We start from the raw sequence: 15,415 nt of genomic DNA, 5'->3' as shown, positions 1-15,415 counted from the left end.
GGGACCGCCTACCTTCGCCGGATGGGTGTGGTCGTGATCGTTCTCGCCGCCGGGTATGGCGTGGCCGCCGGGCTGCTGCTGCCGCGTGCGGCCTACCGGCTGTCCGTGGACCCCGGTGACCCGTGGCGGGAGAACTGCCCTCGGGGGCACCGGCTGCGCGGCTGGCTCGGCCCGGCCCGCTGCCGCCCGGCCCGTGCAGAGCCGTCCGGGCCGCCCGCCCCGGGGGGCGTGTCGGGGCCGGCGCATGCGTACGGGCCGCGGTCCGTGCTTCCGGCCGTCCTCGCCGGCGGGGTCTGCGCCCTGATCGCGGCGGCCGTGGGGGTGCGTCCCGAGGCGGCGGTGTACGCGGGACTGGCCCCGGTCCTGGTCCTGCTCGCCCTCGTCGACCGGGCCGTGCACCGGCTGCCCGACGTACTGACCCTGCCGCTTGCGGTGGGGGCGGCCGCCCTGCTCGGAATCGCCGCCCTGCTGCCCGGCGCGGGCGGGTCCTGGCGGCTGGCGCTGCTCGGCGGGGGCGCGCTCGGGGCCGCGTACCTCGTGCTCCATCTGGTCAACCCCGCCGGCATGGGTTTCGGTGACGTCAAGCTGGCGCTCTCGCTGGGGGTCGCTCTTGGGTGGTACGGGTGGGGGGTATGGGCGTCCGGGGCCTTCCTGGGCCTCCTCTACGGCGCGCTGTACGGCCTGACGCTGCTCCTGCGCGGCTCCGTCACCCGTGACCAGGGCTTCGCCTTCGGGCCCTTCATGGCGGCCGGGGCGCTCACCGGACTGCTGCTGGGTGGTTTCGGAGCGTAGTCATGGCGTGCCGATGCACGCAGCATGCTTTACGAAGGGTTATGGTGGAACCCCCCCCTCGGGCCGGTCCGTATCCCCCCCCCACGGACCGGCCCGTTTTTTGTCCACCCGTTCCCCGCGCGGGTGTTGGGGCGACTTCGCAGGTCAGCCGCGCTGGGCCCAGATGTTCGTGCCGGGGGTGGACACCGCGAAGGAGTCGATCTCCTTCAGTTCCTCCCCGGAGAGCGGCGGGCCGGCCAGGGCGGCCACGTTCTGCTCCAGCTGACGGACGCTCGACGCGCCGATCAGGGCCGAGGTCATCCGCTCGTCGCGCAGCACCCAGGTGAGCGCGAGCTGGGCCAGGGACTGACCGCGGCGGGCCGCGATCTCGTTCAGGCCGGCCAGCCGGCGCAGCACGTCCTCCGAGAGCAGGTCGGGGTTGAGCGACGTGCCCTGGGCGGCGCGGGAGTCGGCCGGGATTCCCTTGAGGTACTTGTCCGTCAGCAGGCCCTGCGCCAGCGGTGCGAAGGAGATGCACCCCATGCCGGCGTCCTCCAGGGTGTCCAGCAGGCCGTCCTCCTCCGTCCAGCGGTTGATCATGGAGTAGGACGGCTGGTGGATGAGCGGGCGTACGCCCATGTCGCGCAGGATCCGCACGGCCTCGGCGGTCTGCCCGGCCGTGTAGGAGGAGACGCCGACGTAGAGGGCCTTGCCCTGCCGGACCGCGGACGCGAGGGCGCCCATGGTCTCCTCGAGCGGGGTGTGCGGGTCGAAGCGGTGCGAGTAGAAGACGTCCACGTAGTCGACGCCCATCCGCTTCAGCGAGGCGTCGAGCGAGCTGAGCAGGTACTTGCGGCTGCCCCACTCGCCGTACGGCCCGGGGTGCATCAGGTAGCCGGCCTTGGTCGACAGGATCAGCTCGTCGCGGTAGGACGCGAAGTCCTGCGCAAAGATCTTGCCGAAGTTCAGCTCGGCCGATCCGGGCGGCGGGCCGTAGTTGTTGGCCAGGTCGAAGTGGGTGACGCCGAGGTCGAAGGCGCGCCGCAGGATCGCCCGCTGGGACTCCAGGGACCGGTCGTCGCCGAAGTTGTGCCAGAGGCCGAGGGAGATGGCGGGGAGCTTGAGGCCGCTGCGGCCGGTGCGCCGGTACTCCATGGCGTCGTAGCGCGAGGGCTCTGCCCGATAGGGATTGGTATCAGTCACGTTGTCCTCCCTATCACGGAGTTGTGACAGACCGAGTTGGGTACCCGATCCCACCGCGCAGTAATGTGGCGGCCTCGGGGGAGGGACCGCATTTCGCACGGGGGCAAGGCACGGAGGGGCTGGAAGATCGTGAAGCTGCGCGACCTGGTGTACAGGCTTTACGCACGCCGGGTGGAAGGCCGCCTCGACCATGACGCGGCGCCCAAGCACATCGGCGTCATCCTGGACGGGAACCGTCGCTGGGCCAAGGCGTCCGGCGGTACGACGGAGCAGGGCCACCAGGCCGGAGCCGACAAGATCTCCGAGATGCTCGGCTGGTGCACCGAGACCGACGTCGAGGTCGTCACCCTGTGGATGCTCTCCACGGACAACCTGGACCGCCCCGAGGTCGAGCTCCGCCCGCTGCTCAACATCATCGAGAACACCGTGCGGGGACTGGCCGCGGACGGCCGCTGGCGCGTGCACCACGTCGGCAACCTGGACATCCTGCCCGCCGGGACGCAGACGGTCCTCAAGGAGGCCGAGCAGGCCACCCACGACATCGACGGGATACTCGTCAACGTCGCCGTCGGCTACGGCGGCCGCCAGGAGATCGCCGACGCCGTGCGCTCGCTGCTCCTGGAGCACGCCCGGAAGGGCACCTCCTTCGAGGAGCTCGCCGAGATCCTCGACATCGACCACATCGCGGAGCACCTCTACACGCGCGGCCAGCCCGACCCGGACCTGGTGATCCGCACCAGTGGTGAGCAGCGACTGTCCGGATTCATGCTGTGGCAGAGCGCGCACTCCGAGTACTACTTCTGCGAGGTCTTCTGGCCCGCCTTCCGCAAGGTCGACTTCCTCCGTGCGCTGCGCGACTACGCGGCCCGTCACCGGCGCTACGGCACCTGACACTGTGTAGGGGCGTGCTGTGGGGCCGGTCCCGCGCGCCCGCCCCGGGCGGCAGGCCCCCTTCGAGCGGTTTCCGGCCGTTCCGGTGCCCCTTCGCCCCACCTTCCCCCTCCCCTCGAAGCCTTCACCAGGGATTCACCGAGCGTCCGTCATATGCCATGGCATGGCCTGGCCTGATCGGGGAATATCCCTTTCAGGTCGATGCCCGATCCACGGGTGTCGAGTCTCAGCGGACGGCATGGGGCCGTCCGCCCGGGAGGCCCTTTGCACCAGGACGCACGTGCGGTTCGCACGGACGCAGTGGAGGGCCGGAAATCGGCCCTGGCATGGGTGCCGATGACCGGTCCGGTCTTCATGGCCCGACCTCTTCCGAGGGGGTACGTCCTTCCGTGGTGACCAGCACAAAGCGCCGCCTGCCCGACAGGCGGACCTACGTCCTCGACACCAGCGTCCTGCTGGCAGACCCCAACGCGATCTCCCGCTTCGACGAGCACGAGGTCGTGCTCCCGATCGTGGTGATCACCGAGCTGGAGGCAAAGAGGCACCATCCCGAACTCGGCTACTTCGCGCGCCAGGCCCTGCGCCTGCTGGACGACTTCCGGGTTCGCAACGGTCGCCTGGATGCCCCCATCCCGCTGGGAGATCTGGGCGGCACCCTGCGCGTCGAGCTCAACCACTCAGACCCCAGCGTCCTTCCCGCCGGCTTCCGACTGGGGGACAACGACTCGCGGATCCTCGCGGTCGCACGCAACCTCCAGGCCGAGGGCTACGACGTCACGGTCGTCTCGAAGGACCTCCCCCTGCGCATCAAGGCCTCCTCCGTGGGGCTGATCGCGGAGGAGTACCGCGCCGAGCTCGCCATCACCGACGGCGGCTGGACCGGCATGAGCGAGATCGGCCTCTCCGGGGAGCAGGTCGACCTCCTCTACTCGGAGGAGCGGCTCTACGTACCAGAGGCCGCGGAGCTGCCCGTGCACACCGGGCTGGTCCTGCAGTCCGAGCGGGGCAAGGCCTTGGGTCGGGTCACGGCGGACGGCAACGTCAAGCTCGTACGGGGCGACCGCGACGCCTTCGGGCTGCACGGGCGCAGCGCCGAGCAGCGCATCGCGCTGGACCTCCTCCTCGACCCCGAGATCGGGATCATCTCGATGGGCGGCCGGGCCGGCACGGGCAAGTCGGCCCTGGCGCTGTGCGCCGGCCTGGAGGCGGTGCTGGAGCGTAGGCAGCACCAGAAGGTGATGGTCTTCCGGCCGCTGTACGCGGTGGGCGGCCAGGACCTCGGCTATCTGCCCGGCGACGCCTCCGAGAAGATGAGCCCCTGGGCTCAGGCCGTCTTCGACACGCTCTCGTCGGTCGCCGGCCGCGAGGTCATCGAGGAGGTGCTGAACCGCGGGATGTTGGAGGTCCTGCCGCTCACGCACATCCGCGGCCGCTCGCTCCACGACGCCTTCGTGATCGTGGACGAGGCGCAGTCGCTCGAACGGAACGTCCTGCTGACCGTTCTGTCCCGGATCGGGGCCAATTCGCGGGTCGTTCTGACCCACGACGTCGCCCAGCGGGACAACCTGCGGGTCGGCCGGTACGACGGAGTGGTCGCCGTGGTGGAGAAGCTGAAGGGGCATCCTCTCTTCGCGCACGTCACGCTGACGCGATCCGAGCGCTCCCCGATCGCCGCTCTGGTCACCGAGATGCTGGAGACCCTCTGAGGCGGGGTGAGCAGGCGCCCCCGTCCGACGGGCCGTCGAATCGGTCAAAAACCTCATAGCGGAAGGTGAGTTGACGCCGCCCGGCAAAGGCAGAGAAGCCTAGCCGGGCGGCGTCGTGCCGCATAGCCCTTTGAGGAAAACGACGGCGAGATGCCAGGTGTGACCTTTCCCACGCAACGGAGAATTGCCTTGCGGCGTCGAGGTCCGGCAGAGTCTGGTTTCCGTCAGGCCCCGCATACGGCACACCTGTATCTCCCGTGAGGTACGCGCAGCACCACAACTCCACAGCCGATGGCCGTATGCCGCCCGGAGCTTCACGCGGCAGCCCCCGCAGGGGAGTTGCCCACGGGCCCGCGCCTCCAGTGACCGTCGCACCACGGAGGCCAGAGTCGAGGGCACTTTTGCGCCGCGTGGTCACTGCGGACGCTGCTGGAAGGACACCGTGTGAGCCGGATCTCGGTCCGGGGGTTCGCAGTGGCTTCGGCCACCGCGGTCACCACCGTCGGCGCAGTCGTGGGCGTTGCCACCGGCGACCCCACGAACGATCTTGAGACGACCGCGTCCGGGGCGACCCTCCTCGCGGACATCCCGGTCGGCGACCAGGCGGAGGTCCAGAGCGCGTCCCTGACGCAGCAGGCCGACATCATCGCGTACGCCGCCGACGTCGACGCCAAGCGCTCGGCGGAGGAGGCCGCACGCCTCCAGGCCGCCGAGGACGCCAAGGCCAAGAAGGCCGAGGCGCAGAAGGCGGCCGACGAGAAGGCGAGGAAGGAACGCGAGGCGAAGGAAGTCGCCAGCCGTTCCGCCGCCCGCGACGCCGGTGACTTCGCCGTGCAGAGCTCCTACACGGTCGCTCAGGTCAAGGCCATCGCACAGCAGATGGTCCCGGCCGGCCAGTTCCAGTGCTTCTCGAACATCATCAACCAGGAATCCACCTGGAACTACCTGGCCGTGAACAAGTCCTCCGGGGCCTACGGTCTGGTCCAGGCGCTGCCCGGTTCGAAGATGGCCTCGGCCGGCGCGGACTGGCGCACCAACCCCGCCACGCAGATCAAGTGGGGCCTGAACTACATGGAAGACCGCTACGGCAGCCCCTGCGGGGCCTGGAGCTTCCACCAGGCCAACGGCTGGTACTGACGGCCGCCGCCGCCTCGCGGCCCCACCGCTCAACCTCCGGGAGCCCCGCACCGTCGTACGGTGCGGGGCTCCCCGCGTGTACGGTCGTCGGGGTGTGCCCGTAGACGGGGGGCGGGGGAAGGAAGCGACATGGCGAAGAGGGACGGCTGGCTCGGCCGGCTGGGCGACAGGCTGACGGCGATGCAGGCGCGGCTCAACGAGCGGCGCGCGGAGGTCGAGGCCGAGTCCGGCGGCGACCTGCCCGAACCGGCACGGCGGGCCCCGGCGGTGCCGGCGGCTCCGGTGCCGTCCGACGCCCCGGCGGGGGCGCCCGTGGTACCGGCGGCCGGCCTCGAACCCTACCGGCGCCCCGAGCGGCCCGATCCGGCGAGCGTGGTCCCATGGGGGATGCGCGTCGCCGCCGAGGCCAGCTGGCGGCTGCTGCTGCTCGCCGGGATGCTCTGGGTGCTGATGAAGGTGATCAGCGAAGTCCGCCTGGTCGTCCTCGCCTTCGCGGCGGCCATGCTCGTCACCGCGATGCTCCAGCCCTTCGTCGTCCGACTGCGCAGACTGGGCCTGCCGCGCGGTCTGGCCACGGCCGTCACGGCGGTCCTCGGCTTCGTCGTGATCGGGCTGGTCGGCTGGTTCGTGGTCTGGCAGGTCATGGAGAACCTCGACGACCTCTCCGACCGTGTCCGCGACGGCATCAACGAGCTCAAACTCTGGGCGCTGGACAGTCCGTTCCACGTGACCGAGAAGCAGATCAACGACATCGCGAAGAACCTCAGCGAGACCATCGGCACCAACACCGAGCAGATCACCTCCGCCGGACTCCAGGGCGTGACCGTCCTCGTCGAGATCCTCACGGGCATGCTGCTCGCGATGTTCTCGACCCTCTTCCTGCTCTACGACGGCAAGCGCATCTGGAACTGGGCGCTCGGCCTGGTCCCCGCGGCCGCCCGCGCCGGTGTCGCCGGCGCCGGTCCGCGCGCCTGGCGCACGCTGACCGCGTACGTGCGCGGCACGGTCATCGTCGCGCTCATCGACGCCATCTTCATCGGCCTCGGGCTCTACTTCCTGGACGTGCCGATGGCGGTGCCGCTGGCCGTCTTCATCTTCCTGTTCGCCTTCATCCCGCTGGTCGGCGCGGTGATCTCGGGAGCCCTCGCGGTGGTCGTGGCGCTCGTGACCCAGGGGGTGTTCACCGCCCTGATGACGCTGCTGGTGGTCCTGGCGGTGCAGCAGATCGAAGGGCACGTGCTCCAGCCCTTCATCCTCGGTCGGGCGGTACGGGTCCACCCGCTCGCGGTGGTGCTCGCGGTGGCGGCCGGCGGGATGATCGCCGGCATCGGCGGGGCGGTGGTGGCCGTTCCGCTGGTGGCCGTCACCAACACGGTGGTGGGCTACCTGAAGGCGTACTCGCGGGACCAGCACCACCTCGGGGCCGGGATGGTGGGCCCCGCGCCGCACGGGTCGACGGCGCTGGGCGTGGTGCCCGACGGCGACGCGGAACACTCCCGGCCGTAGGCCGCGGTCGGGATGTCATGATCGAATACGCCGGGGCGCTACCGACGGCGCTCGGGGGAGCGGGAACGAACGGGGGGACGGGGATGATCAGCGATCCGGAGCTCGAAGGCGGCTGGGAGGCCGACCGGGCGGCACGGCCGGCGGAACGGCTCGCGCCGCACGGGCCGGAGGCGGAGGGATGGGAGGCGGACGGCCCGGGGGTGCGGCGGCCGTGGCTGTGGGCGCTGGGCGGGGCCGTGGTCGCCTCCGCGGTCTGGGCGGGCGGGCTGTTCGCCCTGGGGGACCGGCTGGCCGCGCCGGAGGTCGCGTACCGGGCGACGAAGAACCTGTGCCAGGACTTCGAGGCGCGGGCGCTGAGCAGGATCGGGGGAGATCTGCACGGCTACCGGCCGGTGAACAAGGAGAGCGAACATCCGGCCGTGCGCGGGGCCATCTGCAACCTGCAGAACGGCGAGATCGTGTCCACCCTCACGGTACGGGTGCAGGTGGACCTGCACCGGAAGACCGATCCCGCGGCGGAGTTCGACGCACCGCCGCTCGGGCTCGTCGCCGCGATCGGTGAGGGGCGCAACGAGGCGGTGCAGGGTCTCGGTGAGCGCGCCGTGTTCTTCTCGGCTCCCGGGGAGACGCTCGTCCGGCTCAAGGTGCTGGACGGCGGAGCGGTGTTCACGATCGAGGCCTACACCACCGTCGACCGCTCGAACGCCCCGGCCGATGGGGCCGAGCTGCAGGCGGCGATGATCGAGGACGCCCGCGCGCTGCTGGCGGCACTCAAGGAGTAGGGCACGCGCCGGTCCCCTCCCGAGCCGGACGCGGCGGGGCGGGCCGTCGGGCGACGCCGACGACCGAAGACGCCAGGGCCCCGCGACCGTTTCCGGTCGCGGGGCCCTGGCGTCGTACGGGGCGGCTGTCACTCGCCGGCGATGGCGGCCTCGGCGTCGAGGGTGACCGCCACGGCCTGGATCACCGAGGCGATCTTGAAGGCCTCCTGGACCGTCTCGCGGTCGACGCCCGCCTTGCGCAGGACCTGCTCGTGCGAGTCCAGGCACTGGCCGCAGCCGTTGATCGCGGAGACCGCGAGGGACCACAGCTCGAAGTCGACCTTCTCCACGCCCGGGTTGCCGATGATGTTCATCCGCAGGCCCGCGCGCAGGTTGCCGTACTCCGGGTCGGAGAGCAGGTGGCGCGTGCGGTAGAAGACGTTGTTCATCGCCATGACCGCGGCAGCGGACTTGGCGGCGGTGTACGCCTCCGGCGAGAGGTTCGCCTTCGCCTCCGGCTCCAGCTCACGCAGGACGCGCGGGGAGCGGGCGGCGATCGCGCAGGACAGGACCGTGCCCCACAGCTGCTGCTGCGGGAGGTCGCTGTTGCCTATGACCGAACCGAGGTTCAGCTTCAGGTCCTTGGCGAAGTCCGGGACGGACGCCTTCAGGGAGTCGAGGGACATCCGTCACTCACCGGCCAGCAGCGCGCCGGCGTCGATCGTGGCATCGCCCTTGTTCCAGTTGCACGGGCACAGCTCGTCGGTCTGCAGGGCGTCGAGGACCCGCAGGACCTCCTTGGGGTTACGGCCCACGGAGCCGGCGGTCACCATCGAGAACTGGATCTCGTTGTTCGGGTCCACGATGAAGACGGCGCGCATCGGCAGGCCGTCCTCGCCGAGGATGCCCAGCTCGGCGGAGAGCTCGCGCTTGATGTCCGACATCATCGGGAAGGGCAGGTCACGCAGGTCGGCGTGGTCCTTGCGCCAGGCGTGGTGCACGTACTCGGAGTCGAGCGAGAAGCCGAGGACCTGCGCGTCGCGGTCGGCGAACTCGTCGTTCAGCTTGCCGAAGGCGGCGATCTCGGTCGGGCACACGAAGGTGAAGTCGAGAGGCCACGCAAAGACGACCTTCCACTTGCCCTCGTAGGTCTTGTGGTCGATCTGCGCGAACTCGGCACCGGCCTCGAGCGAGACGCAGGCGGTCAGGTCGAAGGCGGGGAACTTGTCACCAACAGTGAGCACGCGCTCTCCTTGTTCAAGAGGAAAAGACCCCTTTTGGGGGATTTCCAATGGGGTTGGACGTGTCTCACATGCTGGCACAGCCTGCATTGATTATGGAAATAGCTAGTCTTGCTTCGGGTGATCGGAGGTACCTATCAGTGGCTGTCGGTAATAGGGGAGCGAAGCAGCCGACCCTCGCTCAGCTGCGCGCCTTCGCGGCGGTCGCCGAGCACCTGCACTTCCGCGACGCCGCCGCGGCCATCGGTATGAGCCAGCCGGCGCTCTCCGGTGCCGTCTCGGCGCTGGAGGAGGCCCTCGGCGTGCAACTGCTGGAGCGCACCACCCGCAAGGTGCTGCTGTCCCCCGCGGGAGAGCGGATCGCCGCCCGGGCCCAGGTGGTGCTCGACGCCGTCGGCGGGCTGCTGGAGGAGGCCGAGGCGGTGCGGGCCCCCTTCACCGGGACGCTGCGGCTGGGGGTGATCCCCACCGTGGCGCCCTACCTGCTGCCGACCGTGCTGGGGCTGTTCCACCGGCGCTACCCGCGGATGGACCTCCAGGTGCACGAGGAGCAGACCGGTTCGCTGGTGGAGGGGCTGGCGGGCGGGCGCCTGGACCTGCTCCTGCTGGCGGTGCCGCTCGGCGTCCCCGGAGTGACCGAACTGCCGCTCTTCGACGAGGACTTCGTGCTGCTCGCGCCCCGGGAGCACGCGCTGGCCGGCCGCCGCGACATCCCGCTCGACGAGCTGCGCGACCTCCAGCTGTTGCTGCTCGACGAGGGGCACTGCCTGCGGGACCAGGCCCTCGACATCTGCCGGGAGGCCGGACGGACCACCGGGGCGGACGTCACCACGACCGCCGCCGGACTGTCCACGCTCGTACAACTGGTCGCCGGGGGACTGGGGGTGACGCTGTTGCCGCGCACCGCGCTGCGACTGGAGACCGCCCGCAACGAATACCTCTCCACCGGCTGCTTCGCCGAACCGGCGCCCTCGCGGCGGATCGCCCTGGCCATGCGTACGGGGACCGCCCGCCAGGAGGAGTTCGCGGCGATCGCCGCCGCCCTGCGTGAAGCCGTACGCCCGCTCCCCGTGTGGCCCACCGACTGACGCGGTCGCCGGGCCACCGGGAGCGGGCCACCGGGAACGGGGCGCCGGGGCGTACGGGTCACTCCGTACGCAGGCCGTCCGGGCGCATCAGACGCAGCAGCGGCGGCAGGCTGAGCAGGGTCACGGCGGCCACCACGCCCGCACCGACCCCGGTCATCCCCAGCACCGAGGGCCAGTCGACGCGGACCGGCTGGGCGGCCATCGACGTCAGGACGGCTCCCAGCCCGACGCCCACGCAGGCCGCCAGCAGCAGGCCCAGCGCGATCGGCACGGCCGTCTGCCACAGCACCGACAGGCTCAGCGTGGACCGCCTGGTGCCGAAGGCGACCAGGGAGGACAGCAGTTTCCGCCGCTCGCGCAGCTGCTCCAGCTGGGAGACGAACAGGCTCCCACCGATCAGGACCAGTACGGCGGCCGCCCCGAAGAACAGCCCGGTGCGCACCGAGGAGAAGCCGGCGGCCTGCTGGTGCTCCCGCAGCGTCATCGCCGTGACCAGCGGATCGGAGGCGAAGACGGCGTTGCGCGCCCGGTCCAGGACGTCCGGACCGGACTCGTCGACCTGGACGAAGATCCGCATGTCCGCGAAGTCGCCAAGCTCCTTCGGTGCGGCCGAAGGGGTCACCAGCAGGCCGCTGCGCAGCGCTCCGGTGGGGTCCTCCCGGCCGGGGACCGCGCGGGTGCCCGCCGGAACCGTCCACTTCGCCGGAGCGGGGTCGTCGGCCGTCGCGGACCCGGTCCACCGCACGTCGCCGATGAACAGCTCGTCGCCGGCCCGGGCCGTGCCCCCGTAGAAGCCGTCCCCGGAGGCGGAGGCGGAGGCGGTCAGGAGGAAGGCGTCGCCGTCCGTGCAGGAGTCGAGCACCGCGACCTCTCCGAGCGCGTCGCAGGTGCCGATGGTCATCTGGACCGTCTCCTCCTCCGCGGGCATCCGATGGGCCGCTTGCGTGGAGGTCAGCGGAACGGCGCGGGTGACGCCCGGCACGGCGGCGATCCGCCCGGCGAGGCCGTCCATGCCGCCGCCCGTCCCACCGTGCACCATGACCGCCACGGCGGCCCTGGCGGGATCCTGGCCCGTCGACTTCGTGTAGTCGCCCTCGACGCCCGCGAAGAACATCTGGAGGGCGACGGCGCCCGCGACGGCCACGGCGATGCCGTTGACCAGGCGGGCGGCGCCGCCGCTGTCGATCTGCAGCCGACGTACCGCCAACTGCCAGGAGACGGGGCCGCCGGAGGCCTTCCCGACGAAGCGCTCCAGCAGCCAGGGCAGCAGGACGGTGATTCCGACCAGCAGCAGGACCACGCCACCGCTGACCTGCCACTGGTTGAACCGGCCGTGGTCGTTGCCGCGGCCGCCCAGGGGCAGGAGCAGTCCCACGCCGACCAGCGGCAGCAGCAGCCGCCACCAGATGCGGCGCCGGGCGGGCCTGGCCGTACGGACGACCCCCAGCGGCTCGATGACCACACCGCGCAGCGCGAACAGGGTCACGGCCACCGCCGCCGCGGGCACCGCGACGGCGACCAGGGCGGCCAGCCAGGGTGCCGGGTCGAGGTCGGCGGGGAAGACGCTGCGCTGCCGAAGGCTGACGCTGCCGACCAGGGAGCGGCCGACGGCGAAGAAGCCGGCGCCCAACACCAGTCCGACCAGGGAGCCGGCCAGTGCCTCGCCGGCCGCGATCCGGCGCACCATCCGGCTGTCGGCGCCGACCAGCCGCAGGGCAGCGAGCCTGCGGTCGCGCCGCTCCCCGCCGAAGCGGACGGCGGTGGCGATGAACACGGCCACGGGCATCAGCAGGGCGACGAAGGTCAGGACCACCATCAGCATGAGCACGGGGTCGAGGCCCTCGCGCGCGACGTCATGGCCGAAGGCGGTGACGCGGTCGACGCGGTAGTCCGTCGGGCCGCTCTTGGCGAGGCTGTCGCTGCCGAGGTAGAAGAGCAGTTCGCCGGGCCCGACCAGCCCGGGGTCGCCGATGGTCTCACCGACCGGCCCGGCCAGCCGCTCGCGCAGCAGGGCGCCCTCGGAGGACTTCAGCAGCTCGCCCAGGGCAGGGGAGACGGCCAGCTCGCCCGCGGCGGGGAGCCTCGTCAGACCGGGCGGCAGTGGGGCCCGCGGCCCCTCGGCGCGCAGCGCGTACCCCTCGATGTCCTTGTCGCGGTAGGTCTGGTTGATGCGGGTGATGAGCAGCGTGTCGGGTCCGGGGGTGTCGGGCTGCTCGGAACTCATCGTCGAGCGTGCGTCGCCGCGCTCGTAGCGTGCTGCCAGGGCGCCGGGGATGGCCGTGCTGATCAGCAGCAGCGCGACGCCGAGGCCGACGCCGACGCCGGTGAGCAGGGTGCGGATCCACCCTTCGCGGCCGCCGCCGAAGGCGAAGCGGGCGCCCATGCCGAGGTCGCGCGCCCATGCCTGGAGCCGGCTCATACGATCCGCTCCATGTCGCGGGACCTGCCGTCGCGCACCACGATCTCGCGGTCGGAGTAGGCGGCCACGCGCGTCTCGTGGGTGACGAGGACGACGGCGGCGTTCGCGGACCGGGCGGCCTCCGTGAGCAGCTGCATGACGAGTTCGCCGTTGAGGGAGTCGAGGGCGCCGGTGGGCTCGTCGGCGAAGATCACCCGGGGGCCGGTGACGAGGGCACGGGCGACGGCCACCCGCTGGCCCTGACCGCCGGATATCTCGCCGGGCCGTTTGGCGCCGAGGTCCTCCACCTGGAGCTGTTCCATCCAGTGCAGGGCGGTGCGTTCGGCCTCCCTGCGCTTGGCGCCGGTCAGGCGCAGCGGGAGGGCGACGTTCTCCACGCAGGTCAGCTCCGGTACGAGCTGCCCGAACTGGAAGACGAAGCCGAACTCGGTGCGGCGCAGGGCGCTGCGCTCCGCGTCGCTCATGGAGGTGAGCTCGCGGCCGGCGTAGACGATGGAGCCGGAGTCGGGCGGCACGATCCCGGCGAGGCAGTGCAGCAGGGTGGACTTGCCGGAGCCGGAGGGGCCCATGACGGCGACGACCTCGCCGGGGTGGATGGAGAACTCGGCATCGTCGAGGGCGGTGGTGGTCCCGTACGCCTTGCGCAGGCCGGTGGCGGCGAGCAGGGAGCCGGCCGGGGCCGTCATCGGCGTACCTCCTGGGCGAGCCGGCCGAGGCGGGCGGCGGTGAGCTCCAGCCACCGCAGGTCCGCTTCGAGGTGGAACAGGGCGTGGTCGCAGACGAGCTGGTCGGCGAGGTCGCCCTTGCGCTTGCGGGTCGTCAGCACCCGCATCAGGCGCAGGTGCTCGGCCCGCTGGGTGTCGAGCAGTTCATCGGCGCGGCGGCCGGTGAGCAGGGCGAGGACGACCTTCGTGTAGAGGGTGGAGTGGAGGTACGGATCCGGCTTCTCCGGTTGGGAGAGCCAGGTCTCGACGTCCGTGATGCCGGCGTCGGTGATGGCGTACCGCTTGCGGTCGGGGCCGCCGCCGCTCTCGATGCCGTCGACCTCCACGAGGCCGTTCTTCAGCAGCCGGGACATGGTCGAGTAGACCTGGCCGTAGGCGAGGGGGCGGTCGTGGCCGAACTTCTCGTCGAAGGCCCGCTTCAGGTCGTAGCCGTGGCGCGGGCCGGCCTCGAGGAGGCCCAGGAGGGTGTGACCGATGGACATGCCGACGACTATACACAGCGTGTATACGCGAGGTGTATACATGGGGTGTCTACGCGGGGTGTGCGGAGCTCCGGCCTGCGGAAACGCACACGCCGCTCCCGTGGGTGGCGCGGGAGCGGCGTGCGGTGGCGGTCAGTTGGTGGGCTTGGGGGGCCTGCCTCGTCGGGGGATGGGGCCCGGGGCGGAGGGGAGCCGGCCGGCTTCGGCGAGGGCCCGGCGGAGCAGGAACTCGATCTGCGCGTTGGTGCTGCGCAGCTCCTCGCCCGCCCAGCGGGCCAGTGCGTCGTACACCTGCGGGTCGAGTCGCAGGAGCACTTGCTTGCGCGCCTGGCGGCCCGTCGGCTTCTCCTCGCCGGAGGGGGTCACTGGTAGAGGGTGCCCGTGTTGAGCACCGGCTGGGCGGCGCGGTCGCCGCACAGCACGACCATCAGGTTCGAGACCATGGCCGCCTTGCGTTCGGAGTCCAGGTCCACGATCTCCTCCTCCGCCAGACGGGTCAGGGCGAGCTCGACCATGCCCACCGCTCCCTCCACGATCTGCTTGCGGGCCGCTACGACGGCGCCCGCCTGCTGGCGCTGGAGCATCGCGGAGGCGATCTCGGGAGCGTACGCGAGATGCGTGAACCGGGACTCGATGATCTGCACGCCGGCGGCCTCCACCCGGGCGTGCAGTTCGGCGGCGAGCTTCTCGGTGATCTCCTCGGCGTTCTCGCGCAGCGACAGGCCGCCCTCCTCGTGCGCGTCGTACGGGTACTCGATCGCGATGTGCCGGACCGCCGCCTCGGTCTGCGTCTCGACGAACTCGGTGAAGTCCTCGACCTCGAAGACGGCCCGCGCGGTGTCCTCGACCCGCCACACCACGACCGCCGCCAGCTCGATCGGGTTGCCGTAGGCGTCGTTGACCTTCAAGACGGCCGTCTCGTGGTTGCGCACCCGGGTGGAGATCTTCTCGCGCGAGGTCAGCGGGTTGACCCAGCGCAGCCCGTCGGTGCGGATGGTGCCGCGGTAGCGGCCGAAGAGCTGGACGACCCGGGCCTCGCCCGGAGCCACCGTGTTGAGGCCGCTCATCGCGATGACGGAGGAGAGGGCCAGGAGGACGCCGATCACGATCAGGGCCACCTTGGCCGCGGTCGCCGTCGACACCGCCCCCGCCGTGACCAGACCCGCGCCCGCGAGCAGGCCGGCGAGCCCGAGCAGCAGCGCCAGTGCGCCGCCGACGCTGCGTGCGGCGAACTCCCGTACGCCGTCCGGGTTGGCTATGTGGTTCGTCATGGTTCGCCCCGTTTCTCTGCGCGCGGCCGATCGGGCCGCCTAGCAAAGTGATATCACTTTTTTGCGTAATGGCAACCCATCGGCTTATGTGAGCGTCGGTTCCTGTGACGGGGGTGCTGATTCTCACGTCCGAAATGACCGGTAATAATCCGGATTGGCCAATCTTTGTCACAGCCTGCGGTGTTAGCTTTCTGAGTTGACGTCGGGGGGGTAA

Annotated in this window: 15 protein-coding genes; 7 read left to right on the top strand and 8 right to left on the bottom strand. The window is 71.2% G+C overall.

Annotated features, from left to right (window positions below; translation table 11 throughout):
• Positions 1 to 21 precede the first annotated feature (21 nt).
• Positions 22 to 792 (top strand): prepilin peptidase, encoded by a 771-nt coding sequence (locus tag AW27_RS11670; RefSeq protein ID WP_037919368.1) that lies wholly within the window; start codon positions 22 to 24, stop codon positions 790 to 792.
• Between the two features lie 144 nt (positions 793 to 936).
• Here AW27_RS11670 and mgrA read toward each other — a convergent pair whose 3' ends face one another.
• The gene (gene mgrA / locus AW27_RS11665) at positions 937 to 1,974 is read right to left on the bottom strand and encodes an L-glyceraldehyde 3-phosphate reductase (protein ID WP_037919370.1); all 1,038 of its coding nucleotides are present in this window, start codon (positions 1,972 to 1,974) and stop codon (positions 937 to 939) included.
• A 129-nt stretch (positions 1,975 to 2,103) separates the two neighbouring features.
• On the opposite strand from mgrA, the gene AW27_RS11660 reads away from it, so the two are divergent.
• The 5 genes from AW27_RS11660 (at position 2,104) to AW27_RS11640 (ending at position 7,996) form a co-directional block, all read left to right on the top strand.
• Positions 2,104 to 2,865, top strand: a complete 762-nt coding sequence (locus tag AW27_RS11660) for an isoprenyl transferase (protein WP_037919372.1) — start codon at positions 2,104 to 2,106, stop codon at positions 2,863 to 2,865.
• Positions 2,866 to 3,254: 389 nt separating this feature from the next.
• Positions 3,255 to 4,571, top strand: a complete 1,317-nt coding sequence (gene phoH2, locus AW27_RS11655; protein WP_037919375.1) for an RNA 5'-3' helicase PhoH2 — start codon at positions 3,255 to 3,257, stop codon at positions 4,569 to 4,571.
• A gap of 444 nt (positions 4,572 to 5,015) precedes the next feature.
• Entirely contained in the window at positions 5,016 to 5,708 is a 693-nt protein-coding gene (locus AW27_RS11650; RefSeq protein ID WP_037919377.1) for an aggregation-promoting factor C-terminal-like domain-containing protein, read from the top strand.
• Positions 5,709 to 5,837: 129 nt separating this feature from the next.
• The gene (locus AW27_RS11645) at positions 5,838 to 7,214 is read left to right on the top strand and encodes an AI-2E family transporter (protein WP_037919975.1); all 1,377 of its coding nucleotides are present in this window, start codon (positions 5,838 to 5,840) and stop codon (positions 7,212 to 7,214) included.
• A gap of 83 nt (positions 7,215 to 7,297) precedes the next feature.
• Positions 7,298 to 7,996, top strand: coding sequence for a hypothetical protein (locus AW27_RS11640; RefSeq protein ID WP_052030298.1), 699 nt, complete (start codon positions 7,298 to 7,300; stop codon positions 7,994 to 7,996).
• Positions 7,997 to 8,124: 128 nt separating this feature from the next.
• Here AW27_RS11640 and AW27_RS11635 read toward each other — a convergent pair whose 3' ends face one another.
• Together AW27_RS11635 and AW27_RS11630 are read right to left on the bottom strand one after the other, a co-directional pair.
• On the bottom strand, positions 8,125 to 8,661 hold the full coding sequence (locus AW27_RS11635) for an alkyl hydroperoxide reductase (RefSeq protein ID WP_037919380.1): 537 nt from the start codon (positions 8,659 to 8,661) through the stop codon (positions 8,125 to 8,127).
• A 3-nt stretch (positions 8,662 to 8,664) separates the two neighbouring features.
• Entirely contained in the window at positions 8,665 to 9,219 is a 555-nt protein-coding gene (locus AW27_RS11630) for a peroxiredoxin (protein WP_037919384.1), read from the bottom strand.
• Positions 9,220 to 9,356: 137 nt separating this feature from the next.
• Here AW27_RS11630 and AW27_RS11625 point away from each other — a divergent pair, with 137 nt between their 5' ends.
• Positions 9,357 to 10,304 (top strand): hydrogen peroxide-inducible genes activator, encoded by a 948-nt coding sequence (locus tag AW27_RS11625; protein WP_037919387.1) that lies wholly within the window; start codon positions 9,357 to 9,359, stop codon positions 10,302 to 10,304.
• Positions 10,305 to 10,362: 58 nt separating this feature from the next.
• On the opposite strand, the gene AW27_RS11620 is transcribed toward AW27_RS11625, so the two are convergent.
• The 5 genes from AW27_RS11620 to AW27_RS11600 form a co-directional block, all read right to left on the bottom strand.
• Positions 10,363 to 12,723, bottom strand: a complete 2,361-nt coding sequence (locus AW27_RS11620; protein ID WP_037919390.1) for an FtsX-like permease family protein — start codon at positions 12,721 to 12,723, stop codon at positions 10,363 to 10,365.
• Positions 12,720 to 13,409: an ABC transporter ATP-binding protein gene (locus tag AW27_RS11615; protein ID WP_037919392.1), complete on the bottom strand. Its 690-nt coding sequence runs from the start codon at positions 13,407 to 13,409 to the stop codon at positions 12,720 to 12,722. The genes AW27_RS11620 and AW27_RS11615 overlap by 4 nt, the downstream gene beginning before the upstream one ends.
• Positions 13,406 to 13,930 carry a PadR family transcriptional regulator gene (locus AW27_RS11610; RefSeq protein WP_037919394.1) on the bottom strand — a complete coding sequence of 175 codons (525 nt, stop codon included), beginning with the start codon at positions 13,928 to 13,930 and terminating at the stop codon, positions 13,406 to 13,408. The genes AW27_RS11615 and AW27_RS11610 overlap by 4 nt, the downstream gene beginning before the upstream one ends.
• A gap of 132 nt (positions 13,931 to 14,062) precedes the next feature.
• Positions 14,063 to 14,296, bottom strand: coding sequence for a type II toxin-antitoxin system antitoxin (locus AW27_RS11605; protein ID WP_037919398.1), 234 nt, complete (start codon positions 14,294 to 14,296; stop codon positions 14,063 to 14,065).
• Positions 14,293 to 15,201, bottom strand: coding sequence for an SPFH domain-containing protein (locus tag AW27_RS11600; RefSeq protein WP_037919400.1), 909 nt, complete (start codon positions 15,199 to 15,201; stop codon positions 14,293 to 14,295). The genes AW27_RS11605 and AW27_RS11600 overlap by 4 nt, the downstream gene beginning before the upstream one ends.
• Positions 15,202 to 15,415: the final 214 nt, after the last annotated feature.

The organism is Streptomyces sp. PCS3-D2 (assembly GCF_000612545.2).
Classification (GTDB): Bacteria; Actinomycetota; Actinomycetes; order Streptomycetales; family Streptomycetaceae; genus Streptomyces.
Note: the sequence above shows the minus strand (reverse complement) of the source record. Positions and strands in the feature narration are given on the sequence as shown.